The following is an 18,651-nucleotide window of genomic DNA, read 5'->3' on the forward strand; positions in this document are numbered from 1 at the left end:
TTGCGTTTTGCGAAATCTGCGGCGATGCGTGACTACGTCGCGCCTCGCCGCATGTCCTTACTTCGTTACTTCATTACTTCGTTGCAGTCGATGCCGATGCGTCCGCCGGGGCTGCCGACGCGGCCGGCGCATCCCCCGGTTTTGCCGATGCCGCTGCGATGGCCCGCTGCTCGTCGAACTTGCCCTCGTAGAGCTTGTCGCCGTACTGCTGCGCGATCTGCTCGTACTTCACACGGGCTTGCGTGGCGAACGGCTGACGCGCCGCGACGACCGTCGCCACGTCCATCGTCTCGTACGCCGTCAGGATTTCCTGACCGACGGCGTACAGACGATCATTCTTTTCGCTGGCGAGTTTGAGCGCCGCACGTTGCACGTCCGTCTCCTGAGCGAGTTGCTTGCGCTGCGCGTCGGCCTGCCGCGCGAGCTTGAGCAGTTCGTCGTAGGCGTTGCGATACTGCGCGATCTGGGCGTTGGCCTTGTCGGCCACCGTCTTCACTTCGGAGGCGCAGGCGCGGGCATCCAGCGAGAGACGCTCACGCGCCTGACGCTCTGCCGCCAGTTGCTGCTGCGCGTCGTCCAGCGCCTTGCGCAGCGCTTCCGGCGAATCCTTCGATGCCTTGCCAGCCGCACCGGCGGGCGTCGCACCACCGGCCTTGAGTGCGGCAAGCTCGTTTTGCGCCTGCTGAAGCTGTTCGGTCGTGGCACGCAATTGCGTGCGCAGACGCTCTTCCATCGACGGCGTACCCTGGGGCGTCTGCGCCACGGCGGCCGAGCACGCGGCAAGCAGCACGGCGGCCGCCGAGACCTTGACACCGGTGACCAGACGCGACGCCGCGCGTGAGGGCTGTTGGCTCATGACACCTCCTTAGAATCGCGCGTTGACTTCGATTTGCAGCGTGTCGATCGACAGCGGCGCGCCGTAGACTTCCTTCGTCGACAGCCAGCGGCCCGTGATCCATGCGTTCTTGTCGAACGCATACGAGCCGCCGAGGTAGTAGCCCTTCGCGTTCGTGCCGCCACCGTGGAACGTCGAATCGTTGTAAGCATCGGGCACGGCATCCGGCTCGATACGCTTGTAGCCGAACAGCACATTCCAGTCGCCTCGGGCGGCCATGACCGGCTTGCCGAACGTTGCCTGGAACATGTAAGCGTTCGGGCCGCTCTTGAAGTTCGCGCGCGTGGCGTCGCCCGCGCCGAAATTGTTCACGATGCCGCCGTTCGAGCGCGCCCACATCTCGCCTTCGTTGTAGGCCAGGTTGCGGATGTAGTTGACGTCGAAACGCAGCGGGAAGCGACCGGCCAGCACCGTATCCCAGCGCGCCGACAGGTCGAGCAACTGGAACTTCGAGGCATAGCCCACGTATTGCGGCTGCGCCGTGTTCGCCGGATCGAGCGGGTTGAGCGCGATGTTACGCAGCAGCATGAGCGTGTTGCCCTTCTGCATGAACGCGGGGCGCGACCAGTCCGTGTCACAGCTCGTCTGCCCGGAATACAGCGAGCACGGCGACGAGAGCTGACCGGTGATGTTGCGGAAGTCGAAGTAGCCGACCGTGCCGCGGAAGCTGTTCTTCGAATCGAGCTTCCAGTTCGCGCCGAACTGCGTGCCGAGCAGCCACTTGGTCTGGCTCGACATCTTGCTCTGGCTGTTGGACGGCGCGTTGTCGTTCGAGTATTCCAGCGGGATGAAGCCGAGCGAGCCGAACAGCTCGACGTTTGGGTTCTGCGGCAGGGCCTTGCTGAACTGCGCGGCAATGCCGTCGAGGTTCAGATCGCTGGAGAACAGCATGTCGCTCGTGGCGAACGGCGGGGCGAAGCGACCGCCCGTGAACTTCACCCAGTCCACCGGCTGATACGACAGCCACATCTGATCGAGCCAGACGCTCTTCTTGTTCAGACCGCCGCCCAGCGTGGTGTTCGTCGACACCGGGCTGTCGTCGTTGCTGCTCGCCAGACGCACACCGGCCTTCACCTGCTCGGACACGTCGGCGAACAGGCCGAAGCGTGCCCGCGCACGGAACTGGTTGGTGCGGTTCTGCGTGGTGTTGAGCAACGGCGGCAGCGACAGATTGGTATTCGAGTTGACGTCGAAGCCATTGCCCTTGTTGATCGTCGCCCAGTCGATCTGCGTGTTCGTGTTGCTGCTGGAGTAAAAGCGCGACTCGTTACGCAGACGGAAGTCGCCTTCAAAGTGGATGCGCTTGGTCCACTCCGGCGTCTCGTTCGGCGCAGCCCAGCCTTCGGACTTAGCCTGCGCCATCACTTCGTTCTTCACCTCATCGCGAATCTGATCGCGCGTGGTTTGCGAGATGTACGGAATGCGCACGTCGCCCGGCTCGGTACCCGCCGCAGCGCCCGCCCCGACGGCAGCACCAGCAGCACCGGCGGCCGGGGCCGACCATGCCTGCTTCTGCGCCGCCATCTGCGCGGCCTGCGTAGCGGCGTAGGCTTCGGTCTGCGCCTGCGCGAGCAGCGCTTCGCCCGTGGCCTTGTCGATGGCACCGCTCTTGATCAGGCCGCGAATGAGCTTGACCATCGCGGTGTCCTGCGACGCCGCCTGTGCCTGCGCGTGCGCCAGGCCGGTGGCGCTCAGCAGCGCGAGCGCCAGGGCGACGGCGCCCGCCGTGCCGGCCGCCCGGCGAGGGACCGCCCGGCGTGCGCCGCCGTCAGTCATACGTTCCAGTGCTTTCATTTTGTGTGTGACTTGTGCGTAAAAAGGAAGGTCTGCTTGCGCCGATCCGGGCATGCCGGCAGCGTGCGAGGTGTGGCGTGTCATGGACGGCGCCCCCGAATGCTCATCGACATCGGATAGCGCAGCGACGCAGGCGGCTTCTCCTCCGCACGGAAGTCGTGCAGCATGGCGAGCACCGCCTGATCGATGGTTGCGTTACCCGTGCCGCGTACGAGTTGCACGCGCGTGGCACGGCCGTCGGCGTCGAGCCAGAGATCGATACGAACGTCGTCGAATGCCAGCGTGCGAGTGCGCTGGTCGCGACCGAACGCCTGCTGCAACGCCCCCGCCAGCCACGCGCTGTACGAGCGGCTACCCAGCCCGCCGCCGCCACCGGTCATGCCGCCGCCGCTGCCCGCACCGATGCCGAAGGCGTCGGTACCGGCCTGCGCGTCGCCGTTGATCGTCACGGCGTCGCCCAGATCCTTGGTCGGACTGGGAGGCGTGTCGTCCTTGGGCGGCTCAACCGGGTCGGCGGGCTTCGGCTCGACGACCTCGGGTTTGATCTTCTCCGGCGTCGGCTCAGGCGGTTTTTCCTGTGGCGGCGGCGGAGGGGGGGGCGGCGGCGGCATCAGCATCGGCGGGCTGTTGACCTCGCGGCGCGTGCTGGCGCGGTCCGTGAGCAGATGCCAGAAGAGCGCGATCAGGCCGAGCACGACGAGGCCGCCGACGATCAGTCCGCCACGACGCCGCAGCGCCGCCAGTACGGCAAACGCCGGACTGGACGACGTCGACCGAGCCGGAGGGCGAGACGCGAAATCGCGAGGTTTCACGCTGCGCTCCTTACTGCGGTTTGCCGGTCACGAGGCCGACCTGATTGAGATCGATGCGCCGCAACAGATCGAGTACTTCCACGACCTTGGCGTACTGCACCTGCGCGTCGCCGCGCACGATCACCGGAAAGTCGGGCGTGACCGCCTTTTCCGTGCGCAAGCGATCCTCGAGCTCGTTGAGCGTCACGGGATACGCATCGAGGAACACCTGCCCCGCGTTGTCGACGGTGATGGCCTTGGTCTTCGGCTTCTCCAGCGCCACCGAGGAACTCGCCTTCGGCAGATCGACCTTGATGCCGGGGATGCTGGCGTTGCTCGTGAGAATGAAGATCACCAGCACCACCAGCAGCACATCGACGAAAGGCGTGATGTTGACGCCGCTCGCGCGCTTCTTCGCGGCGAATCGCGTTGCGTTTGCCATGGTTCGTCCCCGTCAGGCGCGTTGCAGCACAGGCTGACGACGGCCTTCGCCCTGCTCTTCCGCAAGGCGCGTCGTGAATTCGTCGACGAATACGGCCATGTCGGCAGCGAGCGCATCCGAGCGCGAGACGAGCCAGTTGTAGCCGAACAGCGCGGGAATCGCGACGCCCAGACCGGCCGCCGTACACAGCAGCGCTGCGGCCATCCCCGGCGCCACCGAGTTGATGTCCACCGCACCGGCCATGGCCGCCACGACGAACACCAGCATGATCCCGATCACGGTGCCGAACAGACCGACATACGGTGCGCCTTCGATCGAGGTGGAGAGCCAGTTCATGCGCTTGCTCATCGACTCGATCTCGCGAATCACCGTGCCGTCCATCGACGCGCGAATGGCGCTGATGGTCGCGTCGGAGACAGCGCTCGTGTCATAGCCAAGCTCGTGGCGGCGATGCAGTTCGTCGAGCGCGACTTCGTACAGACGCCACAGCGGCGATTGCTGGCGCACATCGTCAGGCACACGGTTGGTGCGCGCGATCTGATCGAGCGGCGCGCCCGACGCTTCGCGAAAATGCTCCATGAAGACCGCATTGGCGCGCGTCTTCGCGCTGTAGCTGCGGCTCTTCGTGATCATGATGACCCACGACACCAGCGCCATCAGGCCGAGCACGATCACGACCACCCAGGCGTCGACCGGCATGGCCGAGAGGATGAAGGCGAAGTGGCTCTTGCCGGCTTGTTGCTCGTCAGGACCGAAGGCGATCAGACGCGATTCGGCGCCTTGCGCGACGGCGTCCGCCTGAATCAGCGCAGCGGGGCGTGCGACCTTCGACAGACGCACTTCGTCCACGGCGCCCGAGAAGCGCGCCAGACCGCCGGCCACGCCCTCGGCATCGCCGCCGATGATCGTCGGCGAGTTCAGCGCGGGCAGTGCCGCGACAACCGTGCCCGTCGCGTGACCCGCGACATACAGCGTGAGCGTCTTGCCATCGCTCGTGACAGCGAGATGCGACCACTGGCCGGCCTGAATCGGCTGGCCCGGCTGGCTGCGTTGCGCACCGACCTGCACGAACGGCACGCCCTGATCGACACCGATCAACAGATCGTTACCGCCTTCGCGGCGCGTGTAGATCGCCTCGTTCGCACCGAGCTTCTCCGGACGCACCCATGCCGAGAACGTGAAGTTGCCACCGGCCGCGATCGTCAGCGACGGCGACGCGGGCAGCACCAGCGGCGATGCCCCCGCCTGAATGCCCTTGCCGATGATGGCGCCGTCGAGCGTGACGACCGGATTCTGGCTGTTGTTGCCGTAAGCCGTGGTGTCACGTGCGGGCACGTTCGACTCACCGAAGTGGTACACGGCCGTGTAGTCCGGATCGAACACGCGCTGACCGTTACCGGCAGCGGGCGCCTTGCGGTTGCCGTAGTACATCCAGATCTGCTGCTTGTTGGCAGCCGTCACGGCGGGCACATCGACCCACACGAGCGCAATGCCCAGCACCGGATCGAATTGCTCGATCTGGTGGTTGAGCACCGTCTTGTCGTCGGCCGCGACGAAGCGCAGATCGGCACCGGTTTCGTTCACGCCTTCGAAGCTGAAGTTACCGGTGTGCAGACGCAGCAGCATCGGCACGCGGCCGGCGTCGCCCGTGATGTTGCCGCCTTGCGGGCCGGCGTCGATGGTGATCGGCTTGCGGTACGCCCAATCCGGTTGCCACCAGGCGTGCGCGAGCACCGGCATCAGCGTGCCGATCAGCGCAAGCAGGAATGGAAGAATGCGTCGCATGGCTGTAGTTCTCCGTTTATGCGGCCTGACGCGTCGGATAAGCGCACAGGCATCAGGTCGTGAATGTTGTTTGGTGAAGTGTTGGGGCGTATGTGTCGCGTCTGTCGTGTGTCTGTCGCGTCCTGGCGCTCGGTCGGCGTGGCCTCAGTACGTTGCCGTCACGCTGAAATTCAGGCGCGGCTTGTAGCGTTCCGTGCGCGGGCCGTTCGTCAGCGGATAGGCGGCGTCGAAGCGGCCCGTCATGTGCGACGTCAGACGCAGCGACGTGCCGACACCGAGCGACGCGAGCGAGAATGTCGACGTCTGCTCGGGCAACGCGTCGCGCAGGCCCAGACGCGCGCCGTCGAAGAACGCATACGCGCGCCAGTTCGACACGATCGGCGCGAGCAGCGGAATCGGCGGCGTGCGCCACTCGATCGAGCCGACCACGCCGTAATCGCCCGTGGCTTCCGCCGAGAGATAGCCGCGTACCGAATTCATGCCGCCACCCGCGATCTGCTCGTTCGAGACGAGCGGCGAGTCGGTCATCTGCGTGGCCACGCGGGCGGCCAGCTGCCAACCGCCGTCAATCGTGTAAGTGCCGTTCGCATCGGCACGCAGCACCGTGAAGCTCGGCGACGCCTTGTAACGCTTCGCGTCGAACTGCGCGGGGCCGCTGCCGTAGCCGAGGAAGCTCGACATACCGGTGGTGATCGACGTGTTCAGACCGGCTTGCAGGGTCTCGTTCTGATAGAAGCCGCTGTAGCCGAGGGTGATCGGCGCGTACTTGAGCGGCACCACGTCGCCGGCGGCGCCGAATCGCGTGGTTTCGGTGTTGTCCTTGAAGTCCACACCCAGGCTGAAGGCGTGATACCAGGCGCCCGTGTCAGGGACGGTGAACGTTGTCTTGAGGCCAATGGCATGGCCCTTGCCGAGCACCGTCGTGCCGCCGGTCGTGGCAACGTTGCTGTCCGACTGATAGCCATTGAGTTCGAGCGACCATGGCGAGGCGCCGATGGGCGCGACATACGACCCCGACCAGACCTTGCTCTGCTTGAAGTCCTGCGGTGCGCCAAAGAAGCTCATCGACACGCGATGGCCGAGTTGCCAGAGGTTGTCGTAACCGACCGACGCGAGCATGCGCAGCGGCTTCGTGTCGGCGCTGCGATCGTTGTTCAGGCTGAAGCTGGCGCGCCAGGGGTTGGTGTCTTCGACCTTGAGATCGACGTCCATCGTGCCGGGGACTGCGCCCTGCTTGACGAGCGGCACGACCTGCTGGTCGCCGGTGCGGTTCAGGGCCGTGAGTTCGGCCTGCGCCGCGTTGAAGTCCGGCACCTTGCCTTCGGCGAGCGACGGCACGCGTTCGCGCACTTCGCGCGGCGAGTGGTACTCCGAGCCGACCACGCGCAGACGTCCGAGCCTGGTCTCGCTGACCTTCAGATAGACGATGCCGCCCGTGACCTGCTGTTCGGGCAGATCGACGTACACCGACTGGTAGCCCTTGGCCTGATAGGCGGCGAGCAGTGCGTCGCGTGCGGCTTCGATGTCGGCCAGCGTGCGGTTCGGCCCCAGATAGGGCGTGACGGCCTTCTCGATGGAGCGGACATCGAGCACGGTGTTGCCGCGCACGACGTACTCGTTGATATTGACGTGCTTCTGCGCCTCGGCAGACGTCTCTTTCCCGGTAGCGGTCGCCTTCGGATCGGCCTTCGCATCGGCCTGATGCTTCACTCCGGCCGCATTGCCGTGCGCCGGCTCCGACGGATTCGCTTCGGTTTGCTGAGCAATCGCAACGCCATGAACGGTTCCCCCCAACGTGAGCGCGCACACCGCCGCCCAGCGCCGCCACGGCCGGTTCGTTTTCATCAAACGCATATAGAAGACTCTGACTTGTTAGGTCGACGCGGCCCTGCCCGATGCAGTGCCCCCGGTGGCCTGGCTTACCGACGACTCGCCGTGCTCGCAGCGAAAGCGCTGCGCGTCTGGTATCGCCCGGCCGCACGCAATCCGTGTCGACATTTCTCTCGAATACGGATACCTAGACGGTCGGGATCGCGAGCGACTGACGTTTGTCACGAGAAATTCATCTTTCTCGAAAACCGCACGGACTGACGTATGCTTGGCCGGCGCCCGACGGTCGTCTTGACGGCTTTTTTGGTCGGAGTCCTGATGGATAACTATGGTTTTTGACGGGGAGACGTGCGATGACGAACCACCGTATCGGGCAAGTGCCGGGGAATGAGATGCGTCGCCAGACGCTCGCGACGACGTTCGCCGCTGCGTTACTGGCGATGGCATCGTCGCTCGCCGTGGCGGCCGACAATGCGCCGCGCGTGGACAGTGCGACGTCGGCGTCGTCGCGTGCGGGCTGCGTGGATGTCGAGGTGAACGGCCAGCGCTCGCCGTCCTACGACTGTCTGACGAACCAGTTGCAGCCAGCCTCGGCGCCGGGCGCGGGCCGCAAACCGGGCCTAGAATCGGAAGACATCGCAAACAAGCCGGGCAATCAGATCGGCGGCCAGTTCAACTGGAGCGGGACGTCTCAGCGCATGGGAAACACCTTCGGCAGCTCGGCGACGCCGCAGCGTCCCGACGCAGCGCCGCCCGCCGCGCCGGTCGTTCGCCCAGGACGTTGAATGAAAAACGCCATCGAAAAATCGATGGCGTTTTGATCGAGGTATCGACGAAGGGCTACAGGCTGTCGCGCCGATGCCGGCCGATTGCGCCGTGATAGAGCGCCGGCGACGTCATGCCGAGTTTGTGGGCCATGATGACGAGGTCCGCGAACGATCGCGCTTCCATCTTGCGCATCGCGTTACCGCGATGAATCTTCACGGTGACTTCGCTGATGCCGAGTTCGTCGGCGATGTGCTTGTTCATGCGTCCCGCCGCAACCAGCGCCATGACCTCCCGCTCACGCTGGGACAGCCGCTGCGCCCGCTCGATCATATCGGTGCTGACGCGCTCACGCCCCAGCCGCTGACGGTCTCTCGCAAGCGCGTTACCGACGGCGTCGAGCAACGCCACGTTGGGGAATGGCTTGGTGAGGAAGTCGATTGCGCCGGCCTTCATCCCCCGCACGCCGGCGCTCACGTCGGCGCGACCGGTAATGAGCACGACGGGAATCGGGTCGCGCACGGCCGCGAGCGTGTCTTGCAGCGCCAGGCCGCCACCGGGAGTGCCCAGGTCGGCGTCCACCACGAGGCAACCCGGCCCCGCGCTGCGCTCACCCGCAAGGAACGACGCCGCACATGGGAAACCTCGGGCGCGCAATCCGGCGTCGAGCAGCGACGTACAGAGCGTCTGGTTCTCTGTCGGGTCGTGGTCGACGACATAGACGGTAGCAATGTCGCTGTCCGCAAGCGCGTTCATGCCTGTGCGATATAGGGAGTCGGTGAGCCAGAGTATACGTCAGTCATGTGACATTCGATCCTCGAAAAAGCACGACCGTGCCTGCAAATTCAGCACAGGCCCCGGGTCATGCGTCGCCCGAGCCATGCCCGGCAAGGGTTTCCGGGGCTAATACGAAAAGACGATAGTGAGCGTGCGGCGAACGACATACGCTCTTCGTTTGTCGTCGGCCACGCCGAAACCGCCTCATCGATGCCCCCGAAGCGACCGAAGCGACCGCTGTGCCCACCATGCCTACCGTGCCCGCCACCCTCCGGAGCCACCCATGACACACCCTGACCTGATTCTGATCAACGGCAAGTTCACTACGCTCGACCGCGCCAACCCGCAGGCCGACGCCGTCGCGCTCACTGGCGGCACGTTCACCGCCGTCGGCACCCGCGAGGACGTGATGCGTCTGGCCGGCAAGGACACGCAGGTCATCGACCTGAAAGGCCGTCGCGCCATTCCGGGGCTGATCGACAGCCACATGCACATCATTCGCGGCGGCCTGAACTACAACATGGAGCTGCGCTGGGACGGCGTGCGCTCGCTGGCGGACGCGATGCGCATGCTGGGGGCACAGGTCGATCGCACACCGGCCCCGCAGTGGGTCCGCGTCGTCGGGGGCTTCACCGAGCATCAGTTCGCCGAGAAGCGTCTGCCGACCATCGACGAACTGAACGCCATTGCGCCCGATACGCCGGTGTTCATCCTGCACCTCTACGACCGCGCGATCCTCAACGGCGCCGCGTTGCGCACCGTCGGCTACACCAAAGACACGCCGAACCCGCCGGGCGGCGAGATCGTGCGCGATGCCGCAGGCAATCCGACCGGCCTGCTGCTCGCCAGGCCGAACGCGACCATTCTCTATGCCACGCTTGCCAAGGGGCCGAAGCTGCCGCCGGAGTACCAGAAGAACTCGACGCGTCATTTCATGCGCGAAGTGAACCGGCTCGGCGTGACCGGGGTCATCGACGCGGGCGGCGGCTTCCAGAACTACCCCGAGGACTACAGCATCATCGAGGAATTGCATCGCGAGGGGCAACTGACGGTGCGTCTCGCCTACAACCTCTTCACGCAAAAGCCGAAAGCCGAACTCGCGGATTTCAGCCAGTGGGTCGGGCAAGTCAGCCCCGGTCAGGGCGACGATCTCTATCGTCACAACGGCGCAGGCGAAATGCTCGTCTACTCGGCGGCGGACTTCGAAGATTTCCGCGTCGAGCGTCCCGAAATGCCGCCGTCGATGGAAAACGATCTGGAACCGGTCGTGCGACTGCTGGCGGAGAATCGCTGGCCGTGGCGTCTGCACGCGACTTATGACGAAACCATTTCCCGCGCGCTCGATGTCTACGAAAAGGTCGCGAAGGACGTGCCGTTCGACGGCCTGCACTGGTTCTTCGATCACGCCGAGACCATCAGCGACCGCAACATCGACCGTATCGCAGCACTGGGCGGCGGCATCGCCGTGCAGCATCGCATGGCGTATCAGGGCGAGTACTTCGTGGAGCGGTATGGCGCGAAGGCGGCCGAGGCCACGCCGCCGGTGCGACGCATGCTGGAGCGCGGCGTGAAGGTCGGCGCGGGCACGGATGCCACGCGCGTCGCCTCGTACAACCCGTGGGTATCGCTGTACTGGCTGGTGACGGGCAAGACGGTCGGCGGACTGCGCATGGCGGCGCCGGGCAGCCTGCTCGACCGCGACGAAGCGCTGCGTCTGTGGACGGAAGCGAATACGTGGTTCTCATCCGAAGTCGGCAAGAAGGGACAGATCAAGGTCGGTCAGCTCGCGGATCTGGCGGTCCTCTCGGCGGATTACTTCAGCGTGCCGGAAGACGAGATTCAGGACATCACCTCGGTGCTCACCCTGCTTGGCGGCAAGGTCGTGTACGGTGACGGCGATTTCGGCAGTCACGCGCCGGCGTTGCCGCCGGCGATGCCGGACTGGTCACCCGCACGTCACAGCGTGGGGTACCACCCGCGCGGCGCGCAGGTGCTCAACGTCAGCGTGAATTGCGCCTGCGCGACGGCGTGCGGCGTTCATGGCCACGGACATGCGAAAGCCTGGGCATCGAACGTGCCCGCCGCTGACGAGAGCGGCTTCTGGGGCGCACTCGGCTGCTCGTGCTGGGCGTTCTGATTACGGTTGAGATCCGGAGACTTGCGATGAAACTCTATCTCGTATCGCTAGCCGTGGGCGTGCTCGTCGGCATCATTTACGGCGGTCTCGGCGTGCGCTCGCCCGCGCCCCCGGCCGTCGCCCTGATCGGTCTGCTCGGCATGCTGATCGGCGAGCAGGTCGTGCCGCCAGTGAAGCGCCTGCTCGCAGGCGAGCCGGTCAATCTCGTGTGGTTCCATCGCGAGTGCGTACCGAAGATCACCGGCCTGCCGGGGCCGGTGGCGAAGGCGGAGACGGGCGATCCGTCGAAGCGGCCGGATACGCCGCAAGGCTGACGGCGAAGACACTAGAAAACGCGCGGGGCTCGCATCACGTTTGCAAGCCCCGCCACGCGCCCTAACGAAGCTGAATAATGCCGTGTTTGTAGTAGAGATCGAGAGCTGCCGTGCGATCCGCGACCGCAAAGACTTCGACCGTTTCCAGTCCCCTATCGCTCACGACCGACTTGACTGCTGCCACCCCCAACCCGCTCTTGTCTTCGAGAATGTACTTCATCCCCGTCCAGCGCCGATCTTCAGGCAAGCGGTGAATATTTTTAGCGAGAGTCGCCAGCAGCGCCTGACGATCCTCACCGCCGAAGAATACGGCGCCCCCCTCCGTCAGGAACCTGCCCCACCCATCCGGTTCTCCCTGCGAGTCGATGGCCTCACCCCATGCCTTGACGAACGTCTCCACAAGGTCGCCGTCGGTAAGCACTGGTGTCACGGACAGACTGCGTGCTCCCCGCATCCCCTGGTTCGCCATCGTTACTACACCGGCACGCACCTCTTGCCCATCAGACAGCAGGTCTTGGGCGATACGGTCGTGCGGAGGCGCCTCGCCGACAATCAATGTCCCGGCTTGGGGTCGCCGAATATCGATCGTCATTTGAGCGAAACCCTGTATCGTCACCATCACCTGCACCGCTGGCGATTCGGCCTCCACGCCGCATAGCCCGTTACGTTGCGAATACGGTTGTGAAGTCGTCTGAGCGGAGACACCCGTGGCTATTCCGGCCCCCGGCGCCCCGTGCATCTGCGCAGCACTATGGAGATCCTGCGCCATCTCCGGTGTCGGTCGATCGTCGGATCGATTGTCGGCCGGCGACGGCAATGGCGCTATCCGTGCGGTCGATGCGTTGGCATTTGCGGAAATCATGAGCGTTCTCCATCAGTAGGGGAGAACTCACTTTGACACCGATGAAGCACACCACTTCGCGATACCGTCGCTCGCCTTCGGTTCCTGTGATGTGCGCAAACGAAAACGAGCGTTCGCCCACCGGAATACGTGTGCAAACGCTCGCTTAGACATGCACTGTGAGATGACGGACGGCTCACGCCGCCGCCATCGCTAGGTGTACCGCGCTCAGGTCTGCGCGTCGAACACCTCTCTCGCCACCCGGAAGCTATCGATGGCCGCGGGCACCCCGGCATAGATCGCCGCTTGCAGGAACACCTCGGCGATCTCCTCCTTCGTCACGCCGTTGGTCAGCGCGCCCCGCACGTGCAGCTTCAACTCGTGGGGACGATTCATCACGGTGAGCATGCCCAGATTGAGCAGACTTCGCGTGCGACGGTCCAGCCCCGGACGATTCCATATCTCGCCCCAGCAATACTCGGTCACGAGCTCCTGCATCGGCCGGTTGAAGGCATCGGCCGACGCAATCGACTTGTCCACGTATTCGCTGCCCAATACCTCACGGCGTGTCTTCAGCCCTTTCTCGAACAATTCCGGATTCATCGCATGCTCTCCGTCGATCACTTCGCCTTGGCCGCCGTCGCCACCCATTGATCCATTTGCGCCTTGTTGGCGGCGATCCATTCGTCCGACAGCTTCGTGATCAGCGCGGGCGAGCCGCCCTCCTTGCTGATCGTCGCTTCCCACTGCGACCACGTCTTGCCGGGGAAGCGGATCTGTTCGATCAACGCCTTGATCGCCGGATTCGCCGCGATGAACTGCTTGTTCGCCACCGAACCCCAGTTCCACGACGCCATCGCCATACGGCAAGGATTGGCGCCGCCCGCACACCCCTCGACGTTGTTCACGAGCGCCGAACCCTTGTTCGGGACGTTCGGCGGCAACGCGTCGGCGGGCGTCGGCAGCCACACCACGTCCACACCGGGTACCAGCGCGTTGGTCACCCACGACGGGCTCCACGCGTAGAAGAACGCCGGCTTGCCCTGCTTGACCTTCGTCACCGCTTCGACCATGAGCGCTTCATACTTGCCGCGCACCGCCTTGACCGTCTGCTTCAGACCGAACTTGTCGATCTGATAGTCCACTACGTCGCCGCAGCTCCAGCCCGGGTCGCAACTGATCAGTTCGGCCTTGCCGTCCTTGCCGAAGAGACCCGCGATCTTCGGGTCCTTCATCTGTTCGAGGCTGGTGATGTGATACTGCTGCGCCGTTTTTTTGTCGATCAGATAGCCGTTGATGCCATCGCCCGAGATCAGCCCCGAGCCGACGATCATCGCCTGCGACGCGACGGCGCGAAAACCCGGTTCGCGCTGCGGGAAGTTCACATCGGTGGCGATATCGATATCGCCTTGCGATACGGCCTGGAAGAACAGCGTGGTGTTCATCGTGCTGAGCTTGACGTCGTAGCCCAGCCCCTTGAATGCCTTCGACACGATCTGGGCGACGACGTAGTTACCGCCGAAGCTGTCGCTCTGCGCATAGTGAATCGTCTTTCCCGTGCCCGGAAGCGTCTGCGCGTGCAACGCGCCTGCCGCCACCAGCGAAAGCGTGAACGAGGCAACCGCCTTTGCCAATCCTTTCATTGCTGCTCTCCAAGACTTGTTCGATCTTTCCGATCGTCGAGTTATCGGCCCGCCGGGGATACCGGAGTTTTGCCTGCGGGCACGGGTGCCGGTCTGCGACGTCGCCGTCGTGACCGGTGCTGCGGTGCTACGAAACGCGGTACTGCGAAAACCTGCGGTACATCGATATCAGGCGGCGACGGTGCCCCATCGCCGCATCGACATCAGGGCGCATCCGCCGCACGTGCCGTCGGCGGCACATTGCTGCCGACGTCGCCCCCTACCTGACGCTCCCCGCGAAACAACCGGGAGATGACGGCACGGAACGTCTGCTGATCGCGCGGCTTGGTGCGGGCGAGCTTCTGCGTGAACCGGTCGAGCATCATCGCAAGCAGCACGATGGCAATGCCGCCGACGGCCGCGCGTCCCACATCGAGACGGCCCAGCCCCTGCAACACCACCAGCCCGAGACCTTCGGCGCCGATCATCGCGACCACGACCGACATCACCATCGCCGTGAGCACCGTCTGGTTCAGGCCGCCGAGGATGGTCGGCACGGCCAGCGGCAATTGCACTTCCCACAACAACTGACGCCTGTCCGCGCCGAACGCAAGACCCGCTTCCACGATCTCGTGCTCGACCATGCGAATGCCCAGATGCGTGAAGCGGATGAGCGGCGGCATCGCGGCAGTGACCACCGCCACTTCGCCCGGCACGTTGCCCACGCCGAAGAGCATGACCACCGGCACCAGATACACGAACGTCGGCGTCGTCTGCATGATGTCGAGCACCGGACGCACCACGAGCCACACCCGCTCGCTGCGCGCACTCCAGATGCCGATCGGTATGCCGATGAGCGCGCAGAAGAGAATGGCGGTCATGATCAGCGAGAGCGTCGTCATCGCTTCGCTCCACACCCCGAGCATCGCAATCGCTACGAACACCACGGCGCTGAAGACCGCGACGCTCAGACTCGCCAGCCGCCAGCACAACAGAAACGCGATCACGACCATCACCGGGAACGGTGCGGCGTGAAAAACGCTGTCGTTGAAGGTCAGCAAACGCTCGACCGGCCATTTGATGACGAGAAACAGCGGACGCATATGCAGCGCCATCCACTGCACGCCCTCCTGAATCCACTGATCGAAGGGGAATACTGCAAGTTGGTCTGCATTAAGCATGATGTTCTCCTACGCCGGCCATAGCACCCGCCGTGCCGGTAGTTCCGATACGCGCCAGCAACTGCCCCACGTCCAGCACGCCGATCAGCTTGCCGTCGTCATCCGTCACGCCCATGGTTTCCTCCGCAGTGAAGCGCGCCGCCACGTCCACCAGTCGCATGCCCGCAGGCACGCACGGCAGACGGTGGTCGCATTGCGCAAGCACTGCGGGCACGGGCGCCATCACCGAGCGGGCGTCGAACAGACGGGCACGGTCGACGTCGCGGGTGAACGCCGCCACGTAGTCGCTGCCGGGTTCGAGCACGATCTGCTGCGGCGTGCCTTCGCGCACGAGGCGTCCATCCGCCATGATCGCGATACGCGTGCCTAGCTTCAGCGCTTCCTGGAAGTCGTGCGTGATGAACAGAATGGTCTTGTTGAGCGTGTGTTGCAGACGCAGCAGCTCGTCCTGCATTTCCGTACGGATCAGCGGATCGAGTGCGCTGAAGGCTTCGTCCATGATGAGCACGTCGGCCTCCGTGGCCAGCGCGCGCGCCAGTCCCACGCGCTGACGCATGCCGCCGCTCAGTTCGTGGGGCATGTGATACGCCCAGCGCGCGAGCCCGACCACGCTCAGCACCTCCTCGGCGCGCCGCCGACGCTCCGCCGCCGGCATGCCGCGCAGCTTCAGCCCGAACTCCACGTTTTCGATCACGCGGCGGTTCGGCAGCAGCGCGAAGTGCTGGAACACCATCGAGATGCGGTTGCGGCGCACGTCGCGAAGCCGCCGCTCGTCGAGCGCGCAGATGTCGTCGCCGTCAAGCAGAATGCGGCCGTCCGACGGTTCGTTCAGCCGGTTGATGCAACGCGCGAGCGTCGATTTCCCGGAGCCGGAGAGCCCCATGATCATGTAGATGGCGCCCGACGGCACCGTCAGCGAGACGTCGTCGAGGCCCACCACCTGGCCCAGCGTCTCGAGCACGTCGGACTTGCGCTTGCCATCGCGCAACATGGCCAGCGCTCGCGCCGGCTTGTCCGCGAACACCTTGTACAGGTTTTCGATTCTCAGTCGGTCAGTCACGGCGAATCTCCTTGAAATCGCGGGAATCCAGTGAGGCATTTCCCTGCGTCGCCTGTGCGGTGAACGCCGCGAGCGGGGAAAAATCGGTCGGAACCAGAATGCGGTTCTCGGCCGTTTCGATCAATTCGGACAGACGCGGAATAAACGCCTGCCAACGCTTGTCCTGCGCGAGTTGCGCACGACGACGGGTGCGCTCGTCCAGACTCGGATATGCCCACAGGTGCGTCACCTGACTGAGCACGCCGATCTCCGTCGTGAAATACCCCACGAGATGCCCGAGAATCGGCTGCTGGATCGCCAGTCCCTCGGTCCGCACGAGATTCAGATACTGGCTCATGCAGCCGTTGCGAATGCGGTAGATGCGCTCTTCGACGATCATGCTGCGCCCCCTTTGCCGCCCTGTACGCGCGGTGAATCGCCGGACTCCCCGGCCATGAACTCGCGCAGCAAGCCGGCGACCTGCGTCGCCGCTTCCACCAGAATCGAATGCCGCATGCCCGGCAGGATCTCCAGCCGCGAGCCGACGATGCATTCATGCATAAAGCGCGCCATGCGCGGGTTCGACCCCTGATCGTCTTCGCCGGTGACAATCAGCGTCGGCATGCGAATCTGATCGATGAAGCCGCCGAAGTCGGTCTCCGCCAGCACGCGATAGGCCGACGCATAACAATCCGGGTCGTTCTGGGCGTTGCGCTCGCGCAGGTAGGTGATGCGCTCCGGATGCTTCGCCTGAAAGTCCTCCGTCAGCCAACGTGAGAGCGAGGCGTCGTAATGCGCGCCACGCTCGCCGCCCTGCAACGCCGCGAGCCGCGCCAGCACGCGCTCGCGCTCCTCTTTGGTGCGCCCCGACACCGTCGCGAGCAGCGCGAGGCGCCGCAGCCGTGCCGGATGCGAGAGCGCGAGCCGCTGCGCGATCAGCCCGCCCAGCGAAAACCCCGCCAGATCGAACGTGGTAAAGCCCACGTGATCCGCCAGCGCCAGGGCGTCGGCGACGAAATCGTCGATCTCGTAGCGCCCCCTGACCCGCGACGAGCGGCCATGACCGCGCAGATCGAAGGTGAGGATGCGAAAGTCGTCGGCCAGCAACGCGGCCACGTCATCCCATGCCTCCTGATACGACCCCACGCCGTGAATGCAGACGAGCGGCCGGGAGCCGTGCCCGAGCAGGCGGTAGGCCAGCGTGACATCGCCCACTTGCAGCGTCTGCTCGCGCGGGGCGTCGGGCGGTTCGGTCATAGCGTGCGCACCCATGGGTCAGCGGCCCGCCGAGGCCAGCGCCGCCGGGCGCTCTGCCGTCTGCGCCACGGCAGCCGACTGGGCTTCGCGAGCCCGGCGCGCCTCACGCGCGGCGAAATGCGGCATCACTTCATCGATGAAAAGACGCAGCGTCTTCACTTGCAGCTCGAACGGCAGGTTGAACGACAGGCCGAGACAGAACTGGTCGACGCCCTGCGCTTCGTACACTTCCAGCTTACGCACGATCTCGTCGGGCGTGCCGAACATCAGGTTCTCGCGAATCGCGGCCGGATCGTAGTTGGCGCGTCCGACGACCGCCTCGTAAGGCACGGCTTCCGGGAAACCGTTGGTCACGGTGCCGATGTTCTGCATCAGGTTCTCGAACGTACGGCCGAAGTCCACGCTGTGGCGCACGGCGACTTCCCAATCCTGCGGGCGGTCGTACACGCACGTGCGGCGCAGCATCATGAAACGCGGGCGCGGACGCTCCGGATGGTCCGCCACGGCCTTGCGGAACTTCTCGCCCAGCACGGCCACTTCGGACACGGGGGCGGCGAGCGGCGTCGACAGAATGTTTGCGCCCACACCGACAGCCCAGTCGAAGCTGCCCGGGTCACGCGTTGCCACCCAGATCGGCGGATGCGGCTGTTGCAGCGGCTTGGGCACCGACGTGGCGAGCGGGAATTTCCAGTAATGCCCGTCATGGGCATAGTCGCCCTCCCACAGTTTCTTCACTGCGGGCACCAGTTCCTTCATGTATGCCACGCCTTCCTGCTGGGGGATGCCGCCGGCCATGCGGTCGAACTCGTACTGGTATGCACCGCGTGCGATGCCGAATTCGAGACGTCCGCCCGTGAGGTGGTCGCACATCGCGGCTTCCCCCGCGAGACGGATCGGCGACCAGTACGGTGCGACGATGGTCGCGGTGCCCAGACGAATCTGCTCGGTGTGCTGCGACAGCCACGTGAGCGTGATGAACGGGTTGGGCGAGATGGTGCATTCGATGGTGTGGTGCTCGGCGGTCCACAGCGTCTCGAAGCCGCCTTCGTCGGCGATGCGCGCGAGGTGCAGCATGTTGCGCACGGCATCGGTCATCGTGTCCTGCGGCGAGAAGCGCTCCATGCTGAGCGATACGGAGAATTTCATGGGTAGATCTCCCGTGATTTATTCGTGTGAGTTTG

The 18,651-nt window shown here is 64.9% G+C and carries 18 protein-coding genes; 3 read left to right on the forward strand and 15 right to left on the reverse strand.

Annotated features, from left to right (window positions below):
- Positions 1-73: 73 nt before the first annotated feature.
- The 6 genes from PCA20602_RS24120 to PCA20602_RS24145 all read right to left on the reverse strand — a co-directional run bounded on the left by PCA20602_RS24120 (position 74) and on the right by PCA20602_RS24145 (position 7,561).
- Positions 74-856, reverse strand: coding sequence for a coiled-coil domain-containing protein (locus PCA20602_RS24120; RefSeq protein ID WP_150723342.1), 783 nt, complete (start codon positions 854-856; stop codon positions 74-76).
- A gap of 9 nt (positions 857-865) precedes the next feature.
- Positions 866-2,689, reverse strand: a complete 1,824-nt coding sequence (locus tag PCA20602_RS24125; RefSeq protein ID WP_246182322.1) for a putative porin — start codon at positions 2,687-2,689, stop codon at positions 866-868.
- Between the two features lie 80 nt (positions 2,690-2,769).
- The gene (locus tag PCA20602_RS24130) at positions 2,770-3,501 is read right to left on the reverse strand and encodes an energy transducer TonB family protein (protein WP_246182323.1); all 732 of its coding nucleotides are present in this window, start codon (positions 3,499-3,501) and stop codon (positions 2,770-2,772) included.
- A 10-nt stretch (positions 3,502-3,511) separates the two neighbouring features.
- On the reverse strand, positions 3,512-3,922 hold the full coding sequence (locus PCA20602_RS24135) for an ExbD/TolR family protein (protein ID WP_150723343.1): 411 nt from the start codon (positions 3,920-3,922) through the stop codon (positions 3,512-3,514).
- A 12-nt stretch (positions 3,923-3,934) separates the two neighbouring features.
- A complete protein-coding gene (locus PCA20602_RS24140) occupies positions 3,935-5,707 on the reverse strand; it encodes a DUF2341 domain-containing protein (RefSeq protein WP_150723344.1) in 1,773 nt (590 codons plus the stop codon).
- A 144-nt stretch (positions 5,708-5,851) separates the two neighbouring features.
- Entirely contained in the window at positions 5,852-7,561 is a 1,710-nt protein-coding gene (locus PCA20602_RS24145) for a ShlB/FhaC/HecB family hemolysin secretion/activation protein (protein WP_246182324.1), read from the reverse strand.
- A gap of 329 nt (positions 7,562-7,890) precedes the next feature.
- On the opposite strand from PCA20602_RS24145, the gene PCA20602_RS24150 reads away from it, so the two are divergent.
- The gene (locus PCA20602_RS24150; protein ID WP_150723345.1) at positions 7,891-8,322 is read left to right on the forward strand and encodes a hypothetical protein; all 432 of its coding nucleotides are present in this window, start codon (positions 7,891-7,893) and stop codon (positions 8,320-8,322) included.
- Between the two features lie 55 nt (positions 8,323-8,377).
- Here the strand turns inward: PCA20602_RS24150 and PCA20602_RS24155 are convergent, their stop codons facing one another.
- Positions 8,378-9,058 (reverse strand): response regulator transcription factor, encoded by a 681-nt coding sequence (locus PCA20602_RS24155; RefSeq protein WP_150723346.1) that lies wholly within the window; start codon positions 9,056-9,058, stop codon positions 8,378-8,380.
- Positions 9,059-9,362: 304 nt separating this feature from the next.
- Here PCA20602_RS24155 and PCA20602_RS24160 point away from each other — a divergent pair, with 304 nt between their 5' ends.
- Positions 9,363-11,216 carry an amidohydrolase gene (locus PCA20602_RS24160; protein WP_150723347.1) on the forward strand — a complete coding sequence of 618 codons (1,854 nt, stop codon included), beginning with the start codon at positions 9,363-9,365 and terminating at the stop codon, positions 11,214-11,216.
- A 26-nt stretch (positions 11,217-11,242) separates the two neighbouring features.
- A complete protein-coding gene (locus PCA20602_RS24165; protein ID WP_150723348.1) occupies positions 11,243-11,530 on the forward strand; it encodes a XapX domain-containing protein in 288 nt (95 codons plus the stop codon).
- Between the two features lie 61 nt (positions 11,531-11,591).
- Here the strand turns inward: PCA20602_RS24165 and PCA20602_RS24170 are convergent, their stop codons facing one another.
- From PCA20602_RS24170 to PCA20602_RS24205, 8 genes are all read right to left on the reverse strand, one after another.
- Complete coding sequence (locus tag PCA20602_RS24170; RefSeq protein WP_150723349.1) at positions 11,592-12,392, reverse strand: hypothetical protein; 801 nt, start codon at positions 12,390-12,392, stop codon at positions 11,592-11,594.
- 207 nt (positions 12,393-12,599) lie between these two features.
- Complete coding sequence (locus PCA20602_RS24175) at positions 12,600-12,974, reverse strand: carboxymuconolactone decarboxylase family protein (RefSeq protein ID WP_150723350.1); 375 nt, start codon at positions 12,972-12,974, stop codon at positions 12,600-12,602.
- Positions 12,975-12,991: 17 nt separating this feature from the next.
- On the reverse strand, positions 12,992-14,014 hold the full coding sequence (gene proX, locus PCA20602_RS24180; RefSeq protein WP_150723351.1) for a glycine betaine/L-proline ABC transporter substrate-binding protein ProX: 1,023 nt from the start codon (positions 14,012-14,014) through the stop codon (positions 12,992-12,994).
- A 203-nt stretch (positions 14,015-14,217) separates the two neighbouring features.
- Positions 14,218-15,174, reverse strand: a complete 957-nt coding sequence (locus PCA20602_RS24185; RefSeq protein ID WP_069341366.1) for an ABC transporter permease — start codon at positions 15,172-15,174, stop codon at positions 14,218-14,220.
- Entirely contained in the window at positions 15,167-16,234 is a 1,068-nt protein-coding gene (locus PCA20602_RS24190) for a quaternary amine ABC transporter ATP-binding protein (protein ID WP_150723352.1), read from the reverse strand. Before PCA20602_RS24190 ends, PCA20602_RS24185 begins: the two co-directional genes overlap by 8 nt.
- Positions 16,227-16,613: an NIPSNAP family protein gene (locus tag PCA20602_RS24195; protein ID WP_150723353.1), complete on the reverse strand. Its 387-nt coding sequence runs from the start codon at positions 16,611-16,613 to the stop codon at positions 16,227-16,229. The genes PCA20602_RS24190 and PCA20602_RS24195 overlap by 8 nt, the downstream gene beginning before the upstream one ends.
- Complete coding sequence (locus PCA20602_RS24200) at positions 16,610-17,470, reverse strand: alpha/beta fold hydrolase (RefSeq protein WP_150723354.1); 861 nt, start codon at positions 17,468-17,470, stop codon at positions 16,610-16,612. Before PCA20602_RS24200 ends, PCA20602_RS24195 begins: the two co-directional genes overlap by 4 nt.
- 18 nt (positions 17,471-17,488) lie before the next feature.
- On the reverse strand, positions 17,489-18,616 hold the full coding sequence (locus PCA20602_RS24205; RefSeq protein ID WP_069341370.1) for an LLM class flavin-dependent oxidoreductase: 1,128 nt from the start codon (positions 18,614-18,616) through the stop codon (positions 17,489-17,491).
- Positions 18,617-18,651: the final 35 nt, after the last annotated feature.

The sequence above is a fragment of the Pandoraea capi genome (assembly GCF_902459735.1).
Lineage (GTDB): Bacteria > Pseudomonadota > Gammaproteobacteria > Burkholderiales > Burkholderiaceae > Pandoraea > Pandoraea capi.

Coding starts and splice junctions, on each gene's coding strand:
- PCA20602_RS24205 (WP_069341370.1), bottom strand. CDS start 18,616: ATGAAATTCTCCGTATCGCTCAGCATGGAGCGCTTCTCGCCGCAGGAC.
- PCA20602_RS24200 (WP_150723354.1), bottom strand. CDS start 17,470: ATGACCGAACCGCCCGACGCCCCGCGCGAGCAGACGCTGCAAGTGGGC.
- PCA20602_RS24140 (WP_150723344.1), bottom strand. CDS start 5,707: ATGCGACGCATTCTTCCATTCCTGCTTGCGCTGATCGGCACGCTGATG.
- PCA20602_RS24150 (WP_150723345.1), top strand. CDS start 7,891: ATGACGAACCACCGTATCGGGCAAGTGCCGGGGAATGAGATGCGTCGC.
- PCA20602_RS24170 (WP_150723349.1), bottom strand. CDS start 12,392: ATGATTTCCGCAAATGCCAACGCATCGACCGCACGGATAGCGCCATTG.
- PCA20602_RS24175 (WP_150723350.1), bottom strand. CDS start 12,974: ATGAATCCGGAATTGTTCGAGAAAGGGCTGAAGACACGCCGTGAGGTA.
- PCA20602_RS24165 (WP_150723348.1), top strand. CDS start 11,243: ATGAAACTCTATCTCGTATCGCTAGCCGTGGGCGTGCTCGTCGGCATC.
- PCA20602_RS24155 (WP_150723346.1), bottom strand. CDS start 9,058: ATGAACGCGCTTGCGGACAGCGACATTGCTACCGTCTATGTCGTCGAC.
- PCA20602_RS24135 (WP_150723343.1), bottom strand. CDS start 3,922: ATGGCAAACGCAACGCGATTCGCCGCGAAGAAGCGCGCGAGCGGCGTC.
- proX (WP_150723351.1), bottom strand. CDS start 14,014: ATGAAAGGATTGGCAAAGGCGGTTGCCTCGTTCACGCTTTCGCTGGTG.
- PCA20602_RS24185 (WP_069341366.1), bottom strand. CDS start 15,174: ATGCTTAATGCAGACCAACTTGCAGTATTCCCCTTCGATCAGTGGATT.
- PCA20602_RS24120 (WP_150723342.1), bottom strand. CDS start 856: ATGAGCCAACAGCCCTCACGCGCGGCGTCGCGTCTGGTCACCGGTGTC.
- PCA20602_RS24195 (WP_150723353.1), bottom strand. CDS start 16,613: ATGATCGTCGAAGAGCGCATCTACCGCATTCGCAACGGCTGCATGAGC.
- PCA20602_RS24125 (WP_246182322.1), bottom strand. CDS start 2,689: ATGAAAGCACTGGAACGTATGACTGACGGCGGCGCACGCCGGGCGGTC.
- PCA20602_RS24160 (WP_150723347.1), top strand. CDS start 9,363: ATGACACACCCTGACCTGATTCTGATCAACGGCAAGTTCACTACGCTC.
- PCA20602_RS24145 (WP_246182324.1), bottom strand. CDS start 7,561: ATGCGTTTGATGAAAACGAACCGGCCGTGGCGGCGCTGGGCGGCGGTG.